Source organism: Acidovorax sp. PRC11, from assembly GCF_031844105.1.
In the GTDB taxonomy this organism is placed as follows: domain Bacteria; phylum Pseudomonadota; class Gammaproteobacteria; order Burkholderiales; family Burkholderiaceae_C; genus Paracidovorax.
Genome location: NZ_JAUZUQ010000001.1, coordinates 399,633 through 414,230, shown reverse-complemented (window position 1 = coordinate 414,230; position 14,598 = coordinate 399,633). Strand labels below are relative to the sequence as shown.

14 protein-coding genes and 1 pseudogene are annotated in these 14,598 nt (G+C 65.3%); 7 read left to right on the top strand and 8 right to left on the bottom strand.

Translation table 11 applies throughout. The features are described from left to right. Positions 1 to 5: 5 nt before the first annotated feature. Positions 6 to 953, bottom strand: a complete 948-nt coding sequence (locus tag Q9R47_RS01885; RefSeq protein WP_311231550.1) for a site-specific integrase — start codon at positions 951 to 953, stop codon at positions 6 to 8. A 297-nt stretch (positions 954 to 1,250) separates the two neighbouring features. Here Q9R47_RS01885 and Q9R47_RS01880 point away from each other — a divergent pair, with 297 nt between their 5' ends. Continuing rightward, positions 1,251 to 2,534 carry a hypothetical protein gene (locus Q9R47_RS01880; RefSeq protein ID WP_311231495.1) on the top strand — a complete coding sequence of 428 codons (1,284 nt, stop codon included), beginning with the start codon at positions 1,251 to 1,253 and terminating at the stop codon, positions 2,532 to 2,534. Between the two features lie 11 nt (positions 2,535 to 2,545). Next, the gene (locus Q9R47_RS01875; protein WP_311231494.1) at positions 2,546 to 3,826 is read left to right on the top strand and encodes a metallophosphatase family protein; all 1,281 of its coding nucleotides are present in this window, start codon (positions 2,546 to 2,548) and stop codon (positions 3,824 to 3,826) included. 50 nt (positions 3,827 to 3,876) lie between these two features. Here the strand turns inward: Q9R47_RS01875 and Q9R47_RS01870 are convergent, their stop codons facing one another. Further along, positions 3,877 to 4,842 (bottom strand): nucleotidyl transferase AbiEii/AbiGii toxin family protein, encoded by a 966-nt coding sequence (locus Q9R47_RS01870; protein ID WP_311231493.1) that lies wholly within the window; start codon positions 4,840 to 4,842, stop codon positions 3,877 to 3,879. Continuing rightward, the gene (locus Q9R47_RS01865) at positions 4,839 to 5,240 is read right to left on the bottom strand and encodes a DUF6088 family protein (protein WP_311231492.1); all 402 of its coding nucleotides are present in this window, start codon (positions 5,238 to 5,240) and stop codon (positions 4,839 to 4,841) included. Before Q9R47_RS01865 ends, Q9R47_RS01870 begins: the two co-directional genes overlap by 4 nt. A gap of 215 nt (positions 5,241 to 5,455) precedes the next feature. Between Q9R47_RS01865 and Q9R47_RS01860 the strand changes: the two genes are divergently transcribed. Further along, on the top strand, positions 5,456 to 7,924 hold the full coding sequence (locus Q9R47_RS01860; RefSeq protein ID WP_311231491.1) for a DNA repair protein: 2,469 nt from the start codon (positions 5,456 to 5,458) through the stop codon (positions 7,922 to 7,924). Between the two features lie 52 nt (positions 7,925 to 7,976). Here the strand turns inward: Q9R47_RS01860 and Q9R47_RS01855 are convergent, their stop codons facing one another. Then, complete coding sequence (locus tag Q9R47_RS01855; RefSeq protein ID WP_311231490.1) at positions 7,977 to 8,285, bottom strand: hypothetical protein; 309 nt, start codon at positions 8,283 to 8,285, stop codon at positions 7,977 to 7,979. A 542-nt stretch (positions 8,286 to 8,827) separates the two neighbouring features. On the opposite strand from Q9R47_RS01855, the gene Q9R47_RS01850 reads away from it, so the two are divergent. Continuing rightward, positions 8,828 to 9,040, top strand: a complete 213-nt coding sequence (locus Q9R47_RS01850) for a hypothetical protein (RefSeq protein ID WP_311231489.1) — start codon at positions 8,828 to 8,830, stop codon at positions 9,038 to 9,040. Positions 9,041 to 9,145: 105 nt separating this feature from the next. Here the strand turns inward: Q9R47_RS01850 and Q9R47_RS01845 are convergent, their stop codons facing one another. Next, positions 9,146 to 9,658, bottom strand: coding sequence for a hypothetical protein (locus Q9R47_RS01845; protein ID WP_311231488.1), 513 nt, complete (start codon positions 9,656 to 9,658; stop codon positions 9,146 to 9,148). A 111-nt stretch (positions 9,659 to 9,769) separates the two neighbouring features. Between Q9R47_RS01845 and Q9R47_RS01840 the strand changes: the two genes are divergently transcribed. After that, positions 9,770 to 10,015 carry a hypothetical protein gene (locus tag Q9R47_RS01840; RefSeq protein WP_311231487.1) on the top strand — a complete coding sequence of 82 codons (246 nt, stop codon included), beginning with the start codon at positions 9,770 to 9,772 and terminating at the stop codon, positions 10,013 to 10,015. On the opposite strand, the gene Q9R47_RS01835 is transcribed toward Q9R47_RS01840, so the two are convergent. Then, positions 9,986 to 10,210, bottom strand: a complete 225-nt coding sequence (locus Q9R47_RS01835; protein ID WP_066692626.1) for a hypothetical protein — start codon at positions 10,208 to 10,210, stop codon at positions 9,986 to 9,988. The two genes, Q9R47_RS01840 and Q9R47_RS01835, sit on opposite strands and share 30 nt — an antisense overlap. Positions 10,211 to 10,836: 626 nt before the next feature. Here Q9R47_RS01835 and Q9R47_RS01830 point away from each other — a divergent pair. Beyond that, positions 10,837 to 11,007: a hypothetical protein gene (locus Q9R47_RS01830; RefSeq protein ID WP_311231486.1), complete on the top strand. Its 171-nt coding sequence runs from the start codon at positions 10,837 to 10,839 to the stop codon at positions 11,005 to 11,007. An 85-nt stretch (positions 11,008 to 11,092) separates the two neighbouring features. Here the strand turns inward: Q9R47_RS01830 and Q9R47_RS01825 are convergent, their stop codons facing one another. Further along, positions 11,093 to 12,538 carry an HNH endonuclease gene (locus Q9R47_RS01825; protein ID WP_311231485.1) on the bottom strand — a complete coding sequence of 482 codons (1,446 nt, stop codon included), beginning with the start codon at positions 12,536 to 12,538 and terminating at the stop codon, positions 11,093 to 11,095. 69 nt (positions 12,539 to 12,607) lie between these two features. Between Q9R47_RS01825 and Q9R47_RS01820 the strand changes: the two are divergent. Next, positions 12,608 to 13,130 (top strand): annotated as a pseudogene (locus tag Q9R47_RS01820) (flavin reductase family protein). A 59-nt stretch (positions 13,131 to 13,189) separates the two neighbouring features. On the opposite strand, the gene Q9R47_RS01815 reads toward Q9R47_RS01820, so the two are convergent. Further along, positions 13,190 to 14,371 carry a hypothetical protein gene (locus Q9R47_RS01815; RefSeq protein WP_311231484.1) on the bottom strand — a complete coding sequence of 394 codons (1,182 nt, stop codon included), beginning with the start codon at positions 14,369 to 14,371 and terminating at the stop codon, positions 13,190 to 13,192. Positions 14,372 to 14,598: the final 227 nt, after the last annotated feature.

Here is a 14,598-nt window from a genome sequence, read left to right as displayed (position 1 = left end):
GGCCGCTACACCAGGTCGGTGGTTAGGATGTCCAGCGATGGCAGGCGGCGGGGGAATTGGTCCCGCACCGAGCTGCGGTCGGCGATGCCCAGCAACAGGCCGACCTGGGACTCGTCCGCCCCTCTCGCATAGAGGCGGTCGGCCACCGTATGGCGCACGGTGAGCGCGGTCACCTGCTTGAGCTCCGCGTAGCGGAAGAGCTTGCGGTAGGTTTCCTGGATGGCACGGCACCGGAACCGCTTCTGGCCATTTGACCCATAGGGCTTGATCTCGAAGCCCTGGCCGTTGGCGGACAGAAAGAGCCGGCTGGCCGGATCGAGACCTCGGTATTCTCCAGCGATCCCCAGTCCCTGCCGGGCGGCAATGCGTTCCGCCAGATAGGCATTCAAGGCCTCCTCGAGCCGTGTGCTGCAGAAGAAAAGCGGTCGCTCCTTCCCGGTGATGGCGACCTCACGCCGGACAGACGAGATTCGGCGCACCGTGCCGTCGGCATGGAGGTAGTCACGAACTTCAAGGCGAGCGATCTCCAGCGGCCGGGCGCCCGTGGCGAGCAGGATGTAGTAGAGAGCCAGATCCTCGTGAGGCTGCTGACTGCGCCCTCGAATGCGCAGTGCACCTGAGCTGATTTCCTCATCGATGAGAACGCGGATAGGCCGTGCATGGGCAGGTGGCTCAGTGCCCAGTCTGTCCAAGGCGTCGTGGAGGGCGTCGCGATGCAGCCGGAGACGACGAACGAAGGCCGCTCCCTCGGCATTCAGTCCCTCGATGCCTGCGGTGGACGCGACATGGATGGCGACGGCCTTGATGCGCCTCTCGACAGCCGTGCGCGTGATGCCATGCCGGGATGCGACGGTGTCATAGGTGTCTCCGTCCAGAACGCCACGCAACATGGCGATCGCGAGCGTCCAGGAACTTTGCGCTGTTCCCTCTTCGGGTTCGATGGGTTCCTCCATTTGCACGCTATTGCTCCTTGTTGCTCCTGCTTGGTCATGGCTCCATGCTGAACAAATGCCAGTCTGCGCGCCAGCCGAAATCGAGGCGAAATGCAGGGGGTTTCGGCATCAGCCAAGTGTGCGCCTTGTGCGTCGACGCTATGCCTTGGGCAATCTTGAAGATTCAACTCGGGAATGTTGGGTCTATCGGCTTACAACTGCGCGATCAGCTGCAAGCCAGTGCCAGGGGTTGATGACGGCCGAATGCGCGAGAGCATGAACCATCGGAATCCCCCGATGTTCATGAAGGAGCACTCCATGGCACAAGCCATCATCACGGTGCAGGGCGGACCGGACTCCTTGCCGACTTTGCTGGGCCAGGCCCCCGCGCGCATCCCCACCGGCGGCAAGATCCGCCCCGGCATCATGGTGCTCACGCGGAAGGCGGCAGAGCAGTCCGAGGCCAAGGCCATCTACACCCAGGGCGTGGCCGAAGGGCGATCGTTCGAGGCGATCGAGAAGGCGCTGGCGCAGGCGCTGCCCCAGCTCAAGTCCCCGCTGGTGCCGCGCAACGTACCGTGGTTCACGGTGCGCGGGGCGGACTTCCCCAACCCGGAAATCGCACGCGAAATACTCGACACCTATGGCGAGGATCGGGGGCAGGGCCATCGCCTGTACCGCTTCCCGGTCGTTTTCCCGTCCGACCACTGGCAGACCGTGATGCCGCACGAGCTGGCGGCATGGAGCACCCATGAAAAGCGCTTCTGGTCGCAGTATTCGCCCGATGGGCTGGTGCGCCACTGCATGCGCCATGCACCGGTACCGGTGGACGACACCGGGCGCCGCACGATCCGCATCTTCGGCGGACGCAAGACCATGCCCCGCCAGGAGAACGGCGGCATTTGCGACCCGGAGTCCTGCCCTGAATACCAGGCCCGCCAGTGCAATCTCACGGGCCGCTTTCTGTTCTTCATCCCGGGCATCCGTTCGATCAGCGCCTTGGAACTGCCCACCACGAGCTTCTACGCGATGAGCGCCGCCATCCAGCGCTTCCAGGCCATCGCCCAGATGCGCGGCGGGCGCATTTCCGGATTCCTGGGGCGCGACCGAACGACCTTCTTCCTGACCAAGGTGCTCAAGGAGGTGCCGCACATCGACGAACACGGACGGGCGGTGCGCGTGCCCCAGTGGATCATCGAGCTGGAAGCCCCCGTGGACGTGACGGCGCTCCTGCGCGACCACGAAGACGAGGAGGCGATCGTCCAGCAAGCCTGCCTGGCGACCCAGATCCTGGACGGTGCTGCAGCGGGCGGGCAAGGTCTTGGCGAGGTGCAGGCACCAGTCGAGGCGTACGACGCCGACGGTTCAGAGAAGGCGGAGCCGTCCCCGGGCCGCCCGACGCTGGAGCAGCTGCTGGCGCGCGTGCGGGGCATCGGCCTGCCGGTGGATCGCTACCAGGTCTATGCGGATCGCCGATGGGGCCGTGGCTGGCGGGTCAACCCGCATGGCAGGGGCCGGGCCTGGGATGAACTGGAGCGCTACCGCAACGATCCGCGGGGCTACGCCGACAAGATCGACGTCGAGCTGCGCGCGTCGGCGTGAAGGAGACGACCATGCGCATTGCCCATTTTTCCGACCTGCACTACGGCAGCCGGACGCTGGCCGAGGCGGACCGCTGCTTCGGCGCGGCCATCGACCGCTCGGCGGCGCTCGGTGTCGATGCCGCCGTCATCTCCGGCGATGCCACCGACCATGCGCTCGACCTGCACGCCACGGCGGCCCGGCGGCTGGTGGCGCAAGTGCGGCGGCTCGCCGATCACTGTCCCGTGCTGCTGCTGCAGGGCACCTACTCCCATGAGCCGCCGGGCACGCTCGGGATCTTCCGAGAACTGGGCGGTCACCATCCCATCCATGTGGCTGAAGGCATCGGGCAGGTAGTCCTGACGCGTGGACGGGGCTGGCAGCGTTGCCCTGGCTGGCGCTTCGAGGTGCTGCCCAGCGATGCGGTCGCCGTGTATTCCTGCCTGCCGACGATCAACAAGGCTGAGCTGGCGGCTGCGGTTGGGGCGGTGGATGCTGCCCAGGCCGTTGGCGAGCACCTGGAGCGTTTGCTGGCCGGCTGGGCACCCACCCACCGGCTGGCGCGTGAGCGAGGATTGCCCACGATCGGCGTGTCGCACGGGACGGTGTTCGGCTGCGTGAGTGAGCATGGCGTGCCGATGGCGGGCTTCGACCACGAGTTCACCACCGGCGCTCTCTTTGCGGCCGAGGCCCAGGCCTTCATGCTTGGCCACATCCACCGGCACCAGGCCTGGTGCCGGCGGGGTGACCGAGGACAGCAGCTCATCGCCTATCCCGGGTCGATCGGCCGCTTTCACTACGGTGAGGAGGGCGAGAAGGGTTTTCTGGTCTGGGAAGTCGGTGCCGACGATGCGCACTGCACGCTGGAGGCCACGCCAGCGCGCCGCACCATCGACATCGTCTTCGAAGGGCGCCCGGACCTGGACGTGCTGCGAGACGCAATCGCGCGCCAGGACGTGACGGGCGCCAGCGTGCGCGTGCGCTGGACCGTCGCGGACGAGGACCGCGGCGCGGTCGACCGCGAGGCGATCCAGCGCATGCTGGCAGGCGCGGCCGAGGCCAAGCTGGAGGGGCGCATCGTTCCTGTGGTGCGTACGCGCGCGGCCGGCATCTCCCAACTGCCACACCTGGAAGACAAGCTGCGCGCCTGGGCGAAGGTGGCCGAGGTTCGCCCCGAACCCCTGCTGGCCTGTATGGCCGCGCTGGATCAGGCGCCACCCGAGGTCATCGCGGCAAGGCTGATCGGAAGCGATACGGACTCAACGTCCTCGGCGTGCCATGAGCTGCCGGAACCGCTGAGCGAACTGGTCTGAGGATCCGCCGTCCCAATCCGGGGCGGCAGTGCGCGATGGTGACAGGCTGGTCAGCGCAGCGTGTCCAGCAGCGTGGCCGCCACCTTTTCAAAGTCCCCGAAAGCCTGCTCGAATGCGGGTGTGCCGCCGCCATAGACCAGGGGCAGCAGGTTGCCGGTGAATTCCGCCTGGATCTTCGTATCCGCACGGGCTTGCCGCAGCGCGCCGCTCAGCACCTGATGGGGTGCCGCGGCAAAGTCTGGGAACTGGACGCCAAACTCCTTCTGGTCGCCCGCGACCAGCACGGGGAATGCCCGTCGGGCATCGGCCAGCACGTCGGGCTGGCGCTGGAGAATGCTGTGCACGTCGTACAGGTGCCGAACCAGGGCTGTATCCCAGGCTTGGCGCATCAGCCCGGCGCGATGCTGGGCGTAGCGGCGCAGGAACGAGAGGACTTTCTCCGCAACCGTCTCGGCCACGGCGACCACCAGCGCCTCGAAGGCGGGATCGCTGCGGCCGGCGAGCTGGTCGGCCAGTGTGGTGATGCGGCAGACCTGCGCAGGCAGAACCGGAGTGCGTGCCGTCAATTCGATCTGCAGGTGAGGGCGCAGCCCCGCGGCGGAGCCATAGTGCCGCGCATAGCTCCATTCGCTGCAGAAGTACCGGTTCTCATTGAATGCCAGCCCCTTGGCTGGGTCTTCGACCAGTCCGATGCCGGCCAGCGTTTCGGTCACCAGGGCTTTCAGTGCGGAAAGCCGGCGGCGGATTTCGGCGCGGGATGCTTGACCGGCATCCGGGATCACCACCTTCAGGTCCGCGTCTTCTGACATGCGTTCGATCAGCCCATAGGCCTTGGACAGGCTGGTGCCGCCACAGAACACCAACTGCACGCCTTCAGGCTGCAAGGCGAACAGGGCCCGCAACGCATCGGTCAGGTGCTCGTCCTTTTCCAGCAGGCCCGCCGTGATTCCGTCAGGCGCCGCTTCCGCGACGAGCGCCTCGATCAGTTCCCGCCGCTCGGGCGCCAGTACCCTCATGCGTGTTCGTACTGGATCGCCTTGCCGTTGAAACCGAGCTTGCGGGCGATACGGCGCCGTCCAACGTTGAAGACGATGCCCGCGGGCACCTGGGTGCTGCGCCCGGCGTTGTACTCCTGGGTCAGGCGGCTGGCCATGACGGTCACCCCCAGCTTGTTCAGCGCCTCCGGGGCCAGAACCTCCAGCGGCCGTACCGGAATGGGCTTGCCGGTCAGCACACTGGGCTTGGCCTTGGCGTAGACGCCCAGGCCCAGGCGCACCAGCGTGCCGTCCATCAGCAACTCGCGCAGAGCGCGGCCCACCTGTGCAGCACTGCCGAACTGATCGAACTCGCTGCGCAGGAGCACGTCGTCGCTGCGGTTGGCGACAGAGCGTTTGATGCGGTTGAGTGTGTTCATGACAGCGGAGCGGTGGATCTTTGAAGGGCCATTTTACCTCTCTTGAAGATTTCCATAAGTTGCTGTCTACAAAAGGGATTTTTGATCTTGACTCGCTCATTCTCTGAAGCATCCGTTCGATGAGTGGCAGAGAAACCCATTGGCGCTTACAAGCCCTTGATCTTCCCCGGCCTCACGGGAAACTGGATTGCACCCATCCCTTGGAGACCATCGCCATGCAACTCCTTTCCCTGACCCTCAAGGGCTTTCGCGGAATCCGCGACGGCCTGGGGCTGGATGTCCTGACCCTGGACTTCGAGGCCCTGTGCGATGGGGCCGAACTGGTCGCCATCGCAGGCGCCAATGGGCGCGGCAAGACCACGGTGCTAGACAACATGCACCCGTACCTGCTGATGCCTTCGCGCGCGGCAGCGGCGGGCGCGGGCGGCTTCAGCTACTACGACCACGTCTTCCTCCCGGAGAGCGAGAAGGATCTGGTCTGGGCCTTGGAGGGGCGCAGCTACCGTTCCCAGATCGTGATCCGGCTCAATGGCCGGCGCCGAACGGAAGCCTTCCTGTTTGTGCTCTCCGATACGGGAGCATGGCGCCCGGTCATTCTGGAGGATGGCACGGTATCGGACGGCAAGGTGGACACCTATACGCGCTGCGTAGAACACCTGTGCGGCAGCGCCGATACCTTCTTCACCTCGGTCTTCGGCGCCCAGGGCAAGCGCCAGCTCAGCGACTACCGCAACGCAGAAATCAAAACACTGCTGGCCGACCTGCTGGGCCAGGAGCACATTCGCGAACTGGGCCGCAAGGCTGGTGACACCGCCAAGCTCCTGAAGGCGGGGCTGGTAGCGGTGCGGCAGGATGCGCTCGGCATGGAAGCCGAGGCCAGCCGGTTGGCAGCCGCATGGGAAGAAGTTGCGGATGCACCGGCGCTGGCCGGACGAGCCCAGGATGCCGTGACGGCCGCAGGCGCCGAACTGGAAGTCGCTCGGCAGGTCTGCGTCCAGGTCACCGCGCAGTGTGACCACGCCCGTGAGGCCGATGCCCGGCGGGCCCAACTGCTGGCGGAGCGGGAAGCGGCGCAGACCGTTGCTCGCAGCGCGATGCAGGAACTGGCGGATCGGGAGAGCAGGGAGGGCCTGCGGCTGGAGCGCCTGGCCCGCCGGATAGCTCAGCGGCAAGCCCAGGTCGGCCTGAGCCGGCAGCGTCTGGAGGGCGTGCAGGCGCAATGCAGTGCCTTGTTGGCCAGTGAGCCTCTGGTGTGGCGCGCGATTCGGCGCCTGCCGCTGGCCGAGCACCTTCTGGCGCAGCGCGCGGAGCGTGTTCGTCTGGCGAGGATTCAGTTGGCAGACTGGGAGCAGGCCCGCGGCCAGTTGCGGATGCTGGCGCAGCGGGTGCAGGGCATCGAGCGCGAAGCGGGGCAGGCGGCCCTGCAGGTGCAGGCACTGCGGCGGCGTTTTGGCCTGACCGCCGAGGTGCCCTGCAGCGGCATGCCGCTACAGGGGCGCTGCCAGTTGCTGGCCGACGCCCGCGAAGCCCAGACCCTGATTCCCAGCGCTGACGCGGTGCTGCAGCGGCTGGCCGACGAGAAGTCCGGGGTCGAGCGTGAGGGCCGGGCCGTCAAGGCACGCGTCCAGGCCATGAATTCCGCTGGAGTCCACATGGAGGTGGCAGAGAGGAGGCTGGAGCGTGCACGGGATCGGGCATCCACGCTTGCGCTGCTTGCAGCGAAGGCCGACGACATGGAGGTTGCCCGGCAGCGTCTTGCCGAGGCGCGGGATGAGCTGATGGGCCTTGGTGAGGCCGGTGGCGAGGACGGTTCGGCCGAAGCCTGCGCGGAGCAGGAGGAGCGGGAGGCCATCACGGTGGCGATGCAAGCCATCGGCACACAGCGGCAACAGCAGTCGGCCGGACTGCAGCAAGCGCTGGCCCGACTGGATGCAGTCCTGGCAACCTTGCCGGAGCCCTTCGATCAAGGACTGTTGTCTTCGGCGAAGACCACTCTGGATCACGCCGTCACCGCGCACGAGGTAGCACAGCGCGCCCATGTACAAGCCCTGCAGCAGGTACAGAGCCTGGCTGCACTGCGCCAGCAGCGGGAGGCATTGTCGGAACGCCAGGCGGCGGCCCGTCGGCGCAGCCAGCGTATCGAAAACGCCATCGGCGACTGGACCCTGCTGGCGCGCTGCATGAGCAATGACGGCCTGATCGCCCTGGCGATCGACGACGCGGGGCCGGCCTTGTCGGCTCTGGCGAACGATCTGCTGCTGGCCTGCTACGGCCCGCGCTTCACGGTCTCCATCGTCACGCAGGCGGAGACGGCCAAGGGGGAGAAGCGGGAAGATTTCGACATCGTGGTGCACGACGCCGAATCAGGGGAAAGCAAGAGTGTGCGGCTGATGTCCGGAGGGGAGAGGGTCTGGATCAACGAATCCCTGGGGCGGGCCGTGGCACTGTATTTGGCGCAGACCAGCGAGCATCGCTATGAAACGTTGTTCTCGGACGAGGCCGATGGCGCGCTCGATCCGGAACGCAAGCGCATGTTCGGAGCAATGAAGCGGGAGGTGTTGCGGCTCGGAGGCTACCGGCGCGAGTTCTTCGTCTCGCAGACGCCCGAGTTGGCGGGCATGGCAGATGCGGTGATTCATCTGGAAGCTTTGCGGACCGACGCCGGAGCGGTTGCCGTCACGTGATGGCGATGAAGACGGGCCGGCCCCCGGCGCAGCGTGGCTGCTCGGGCCGGTCTCATAGGAAGGGATCTTGGTGGACGAAGGTCGGCAGTCCTTCGATAGCGGGCGCCTCGCAGTCGAACTTGAGCCAGACAATTCCGGCCCGCTCGGCGATCTCGAAAATCGTCGCCAGGTCGGATTCCACAGGCGAGCGATAGCGTGGTGAGCCTACGAAGACGAAGCCTCCAAAGTCGGTCGGGTAGGCATTGACGGAAAGCTCGTCGTCTCGCAGCTTTTGCCGCGTGGCCGGCGTGAGATGGTTCAGCGAAAGCGCGGCCAGGGGTTCAGCCAATTCGCGCAACTGCTCAATGCATTGGGTGTGCATGGGGGTTACTCCTTGTGTGGCGATGCCGGCATGGGGTTCGGGAAGCCTTGTGGACTTCGCCAACCCTGCAGAGGTAGGCCACCATGAGTGTCAACGTTCCCAGAAACATGGTTTCGGCACCGCTGATGCGGTGCTGCATGAGGACGGCGTCCCCGGCGGGGAATGTGGTGCGCAACGGTTGTCGGCACGGTGGTCTTTGCACGTAGCGATTGCGGCGCCGGCGACTGGCCGGAGGGCCTTTATCTGAATAGAGAGTGGGTTTGGACAGTGTCGCCCTGGCCTCGGTGCGTCACAAGGGGGAAAACGTGTGCGGGCGGCAAGCTAAGGTGATAAACCGCTCATTCATTGCCGAATTCGGGTGGCGAGTGCACGCGGTGTCGCGAATCGTCAACGCCGAGAGAGTCTGATGAATGCCACTGATGGTCTTGTGACACTCAAAAGTCACTCCGGTGTCACTCAAGATATTTTTTGCTCCGGCTCCGCTAATTCGCCCTCAAGTTTGTTTTTTGGCGTCAGTATGGTGACCATCAAGGGGGTTCACCATGATCCGCCTGGGGGCGCAGATCCGTTTGACGAGCAAGGAAATCGAGTATTTTCAATGGCTGACCGACATCGAGCCGGTTGGCATCCGCACGCGAGCGGATCTCGATGCGTATGTGGCGAAGTGCAAGGCGCACTACTGGGGCGTGTCGCACGACACGCAGTTCTTGCATTGGATGATCGACCAGGAGGTTGCGCGTTGCCTGGCGGCCTGATGGCGTGAACGCGATGGGATGGGGGTGTTCTGCCTGATGGTCTGCCTATCGCGGCAGAAACACCAAGTTCCCCCGGCCATGGGCCAGGAGAACTTGGTGCCAGGCTCAGCCGTTGGCTTGAGCCACTCGTGGCGCCGCATCCATCACTTTGACAGTCGCCTGTGGGGCGGGTGTCTCCGCAACGGCAGGTGGCGCCTGGAACGCGGAGCGTGCGGCGCGGACCTTGGGGCTTTTGTTCAAACGCTGAACCTGCGCAGCGGCCGGCTCGGCGCCGGTCTCGGGCAGACATGCTGCGGCGAGATCACTTCCCCGGCCGATGGCGCGGCGCGCGTTGGCGGGGAATCGGACGAACAGTCCGCTGAGCAGCCAGCGCACGAACTGCCCGAAGCGCTGGTTGCGCGCCTCGCGGGCCTGGTGCAGGCGCAGCGATTCGCGGCAGCACAGATACAGCGCCAGGTGCTCGCGCTTCATCTCGATGTCGGCTTCGAGCTGGGCCGCCACTTCAGCGGCGATCGCTGGATCCTTGCCGGCGCGCCGGTAGAAGGACACCCAGGCGCGCTCTTCCTCGAGGCCGATGGCGTTGCGTTTCGGCCGGGTGCGGGAGGCGTTGAGAGTCATGGTCGTTACTCCTTGCTGGAGGGAAGCACGCGCCAGGCCCCGTTCGGGAGGCGTCAGTCTCCCAGGGGTTGCGGCGGTGTGCTGCCTTGCTAAGCTGGCATCCCACACGCCTTGGAAAGCCCACACATGCTTCGTGCAGGCCACTCACTCCGGTTCACGCCCACCGAAACCGATGAACTCCGAAAGCTCGGCATCAGTGTCGGCGGAGCGCGAACGCAAGACGATCTCGACCAGGCGCTGGCCCAATGGGCCGGCACGCTGGCCGAGGAACGTCCGGAACTGCTGGAGAAGATCGCTGCGGCGATGGCGCAGGCGAAGGGAGCCTCGCTACCCGTGCGTTTGACGCGGGTGCGCTGAACTGCCTCGCTGTGCGTTGGCCTGGGCGATCGTGATCCAGCGGTCGGCGATCCGGTCCAGATAGACCAGATCGTCGGCCTCGATTTCGCCCGCCGTGCGCAGGCGGGCGATGACTTCCTTGACCAGGAACGGATCGTCCCGGGCCAGTTCGACGACAGTGGCGGCAATGCGCCGACGGTACAGATCGACCGTCATGGTCAACCTCCCGCACGGCACGCCGCACACGGGAGCCCCATGCACTTGCCGAGGCAGGGCCGGGGACGCAACAGCAGCGCAAGCTTGCGCTGCGGAGCGGGCAGGGGACTAGCGAGGCCAGATCCGCCCAGCAGCACCGGGACGCGGTGCGATGCTCTGGCTGCAGGGATAGCAGACATGGGGTTCTCCTTCGGTGAAAAAGGGGAACGCCCAACCCTGGCGGGGACTGGGGTCCCCGTTCGGGTGTGCCTCGCTGGCGCGAAGCGGCTCGGCACCGGCCTCGAGGGCCGGCATGGGATGAAGGCCCTGTGCCTTGCGGCAAGGGCCCTTGCTCAATGGCGCGCCACGGTGAGGCGGCGTGTCACGGAGAAAGGTCGGCGCTGACGCCGACGGACGCTCTCGGCAGCCGAAGCAGCCGCCCGGGCAGAAGCCAGGGAACTCGAGGGCAGGTAACGACTGCGACGCCAGCAGGGCTGGACTTCGGCGCGGCCGAGGCCGCGAGGAAGGCTTTATGGACGCGATGTCCATGGGAAGCGAACTTAGTATGACAAGGGGCGGACGCCGTTGCCGTCGGGAATCACTGCGCCAACTGCAACTGCCCGTTGGTCAGGGCGATTGCGCGTGGCATGACCGACCCCGCCGTGGACGTACAGGCGTTGACGCTGATCTCCGGCTTCTCTGCCTTCGGAAGCGGCCGCGTGGCTGCCCTGCGGGCGCTGGAATGGTCGGCCATCGGCCCGACCGAACTGAAGACGATTCGGGCAGTACTGGAGGCTCAGATCGACGCGATGCACTGAACGTGAGCCGCTTCCGCCCGATTCGCTCTCGGCCATCGGTTCCAGCGAACTCACGCGGCCTCGCGCGGCCAGGTTGCGCCAACGCTCAATCTGTTTGGGGCGGCGTGGTGTCTATGGCCTTCGCAAAGGTGAACTGCATCGGGTACGGTTCATTGCGTCTGAAGTCCGGCGACGACAGATCTTCCTCAACGGGCCGAGCCGGTCCATACGCCTCGATGTGATCCGCGCTTTCCCACGGGTGCGGGAAATAGATCAGGGATGTCTGCACCGGCTCCTGGCCCATGCCATCCTCCTTGGGCATCGGCAGCGCGATCTGATGAACATGATTGCCGTACTGAACCATAAACATCAGGTAGGGACACCCGGAGACCGATGCCTTCCTGCGAACCAGCATGAAGCTGATCTTGTCGTTGGGCACCGGACCAGCGATGAACTGGCTGTACAGCTGCAGCGGATGAAAGGGGAAGCTCTCAAAGGTGTGCTTCTTCGCCAAGATCCAGTCCTTGAGGTGCTGGCACTTGCTGGACTCGGATTCGGGCATCACCGCAAGCGCCATCTTCACGAAACTCTTGAAGACGCCCATCGGGATGTATGGCGGACGTTCAAGCCGCATTTCGATCCGCTTAGCCTTGTCGTCGAACTTGAGGCGCGGGTCGCCGTTGCGCACGGTCAGCTTCAGGTTGCCGTTCTTGACGTCGATCCGAACATCGCTGTCCGAGGTCACGAACGTGGGCGCCTTCCTCTTACCGCGGATGCGGCCTGTCGAGCGCGCCAGCAATGACCAGTCTCCGAAAGGGGTGTCGACGGCCGAGGCGAAATGAGCGTTGCAGGTATCGCACTCGCGACTGTCGATCAGCCACTTGTTGCCGATCTGCTCAGGGAAGGCGTGCGAGATGTTGTCAAAGGCCACCTCCGGGGTGGACTTGCCGCAGTATCTACAGACCTGAGGCTCGCCAGCGCCAAGAACGACCTCGGCCGACTTCCGGTCAAAGTTGCGAGCGGCAAGAAGGTCGTAGCGCTGCTCCAGCCACTGGAGCTTGGAGGTGTGCGACTGCGTCATCTCGGGCAGCGGAGCGGCCTCTGGCTCAGGCCGGAAGTCAAGACGCCCCGCGTCCGGAAAAGCGTCCAGGATTGCTGTGCGCTCGTCGTTGGTCCGCGGCACTGCGATGACCATGGCTACGCGGTCGACCTTCAACAGCGCGAGCCGGGCCGCGTCTACGCCCACGAACAGGACCAACCCGACGAAGCTCCCCACCGTCTGGTCGTCGATCAAATCCAAAGACGGGCCTGAGTCGGTGTTCACCGTCTCGCCCGCAGTGAGGCGCTCTGCGGTGGCGGGCGTAAGCAATGCCAAGAGCTGCGACTTGTGGGACTGTGCCGCGTTCAGGGCCAGCGGCGCCCCTCCTTGCTGAGCGAACCCTACGGCGAAGGCAATGATTGCTGCGAGCGACTCTGGCTGGTCATCCAGCGAGCCGGTCACGATGGTGTTGCGAACCGCAGATTTCTGCGGATCTTCGGTCGTTTGCTCCATGTGATTTACCTCCCAGTGGACTGATTTTGCTTTCAACTTCTGCTGTAGGCGGTGCTGAGATTTATAGCCATCAGCAGAAACGGCTCGGAGCCTTCTTTCGGGCTTGCCCAGCGAGCCAGTCGGCGCGATCAAGTATGCCGGTCAAGCGTCATCTCCGCTCGCCATGGTGGCGTCGACAACGTCATGGCCGCGTCCTGGGCCTGCGCACTGGACTACGCGCTGCCCAAGCTGACCGTGGTGCAGGACAAAATCGCCAAGACCCGCGAACTGGTGGAGCAGAGCGGCCACCTGGTGATCCAGGTGCCGACCGTGGCCCAGTTCGATCTGACCTACCAGGTCGGGCATCGCAGTCTGGCAGAGCAGCCGGACAAGCTCGCCCTGCCGCCTGCTTCCCGAGCCACACAACCAGGAGCGCTACGACCTGTTCATCGCCGAGATCGTCGGCGCGTGGGCCGATGCCCGTGTGTTCCGTGACGGTCACTGGAACTTCGAGACCACCGAGCCGGCCTGACGTAGCCTGCATTTCATCGCCGGTGGGCACTCCTACGCCATCGGCGAGGCCAAGGACGTCAACGAGGCCTCCACCGATTGACGACTTCTGTGCGTTCATCGCGAAGGCATGCATGTCGCAGCACGCCTCGGATGCCTTCGCTAGTGCCGCAGGATCTCCCGAGCCTTGGCCTTCGCGACTTTGTGATCGGCTTTGCTGAGCTCCGGCAGGTTCAGGCCTTCATCCCCATCAACGTATAGGGGGCCGCCGAAATCGCTGTCATAGAACTGGCCGTCATTGAGCCCGCCATCGTGGCGGGCCGCAAGCGTCGAGCGCGTCAGATCAGCGCCGCGGGCCAGCGCCACATACTGCCAGGTCCAGGCGCGGTGGGCGTCGCCCTGGTCGAGGGCACGCTCGGCGACCCTGCGCAGCCAACCGCTATCGGCCCTGGAGCCCATTCGGTCTTCTGCCCACGGATCTCCCTGGTGTGCCATTTCCTGCAGTGCTTGCCAGGAGCCTTCCTCAGCCGCCTGGCGAAGCCAGCGTCCTCGGGCTTCCGGTGTGGCGGCCGACTTTGCCATCTCCAAGGCATCGACATCACCGTCCAGCCTTTCGGCCAGCGCGATGAACTCGCCATCCTCAAATACCGTACCGTATTCCAATGCGGCCGCACGCACGCCGCCCATCGCTGCCGCCTTGAGGTGGCTCTGGTACTGGCGATACCGGGGCTCCAGCCGGAGGTAGTTCTCGACCCAGCCCTGTTCGATGCTGTTCAGCTCTCGCCCCTTGAGCGATTCCTCGTAGAGATAGGGATTGGGCTTGGCGCAGCGATGGAGCGCGGCCAGCATGAAATGCATCCGCGGGTCCTGCGCAGCGGCCCGCTCCAGACTCTCGAGAAGGAGCGTCGACGACCGGAGATGCTCCGGCACCGCTGCGGGAGCACTTGCCGGCACGGACGGCTCGTCCCAGTCGTCGGCCTCATCGTCGGCGGCATCGCTTTCGTCACGCGGCCGAGGCGGAAACAGCACCTGTTCCAGCGCACGCCACCGCAGAGCGCCAAGCCGATGCTCGGAGGCCAACGCGGCCAGGACCTGGGCAAAGGTGTCAGCGGAGGGTTGGGGGTAGCCCATCTGGCGTGCCCGGCCAGACACCCTGGGCGCGATTCCATCGGGCGTGGCGCCAGCACCGGCATCCACCAGGAGCGCGTCGGCATGGAATGAGGCCCAACTCTGGTAGCCGAGCGCCGCGGCGAGCAACTCGTAGACATGGCTACGGCGAACGTCGCAGCCGGCCTGGGCCTGGAGGGATTGGTGCGCGGTGTGCACCAGCTGTTTCAAAGACATGCATCTTCCTTCGGTGTCACCTCGCCGGATCGGGTCAGACGCACGCGTTTAAGTCCCCGACGACGAGGCCTTGAAGGGAGATTGGCAATATATGGAGAAGATGCCTGTTTTTACTCGCGTGCAAGTAGGGCGGGCGCCTTGAGGGAAGTGTATTCGAGCAGGAGGCTTTCCGGGTATTTCCCTGAATGTGAGGCTGGGTGCGGCGCGAGCAAGTCATGACTTGCCAC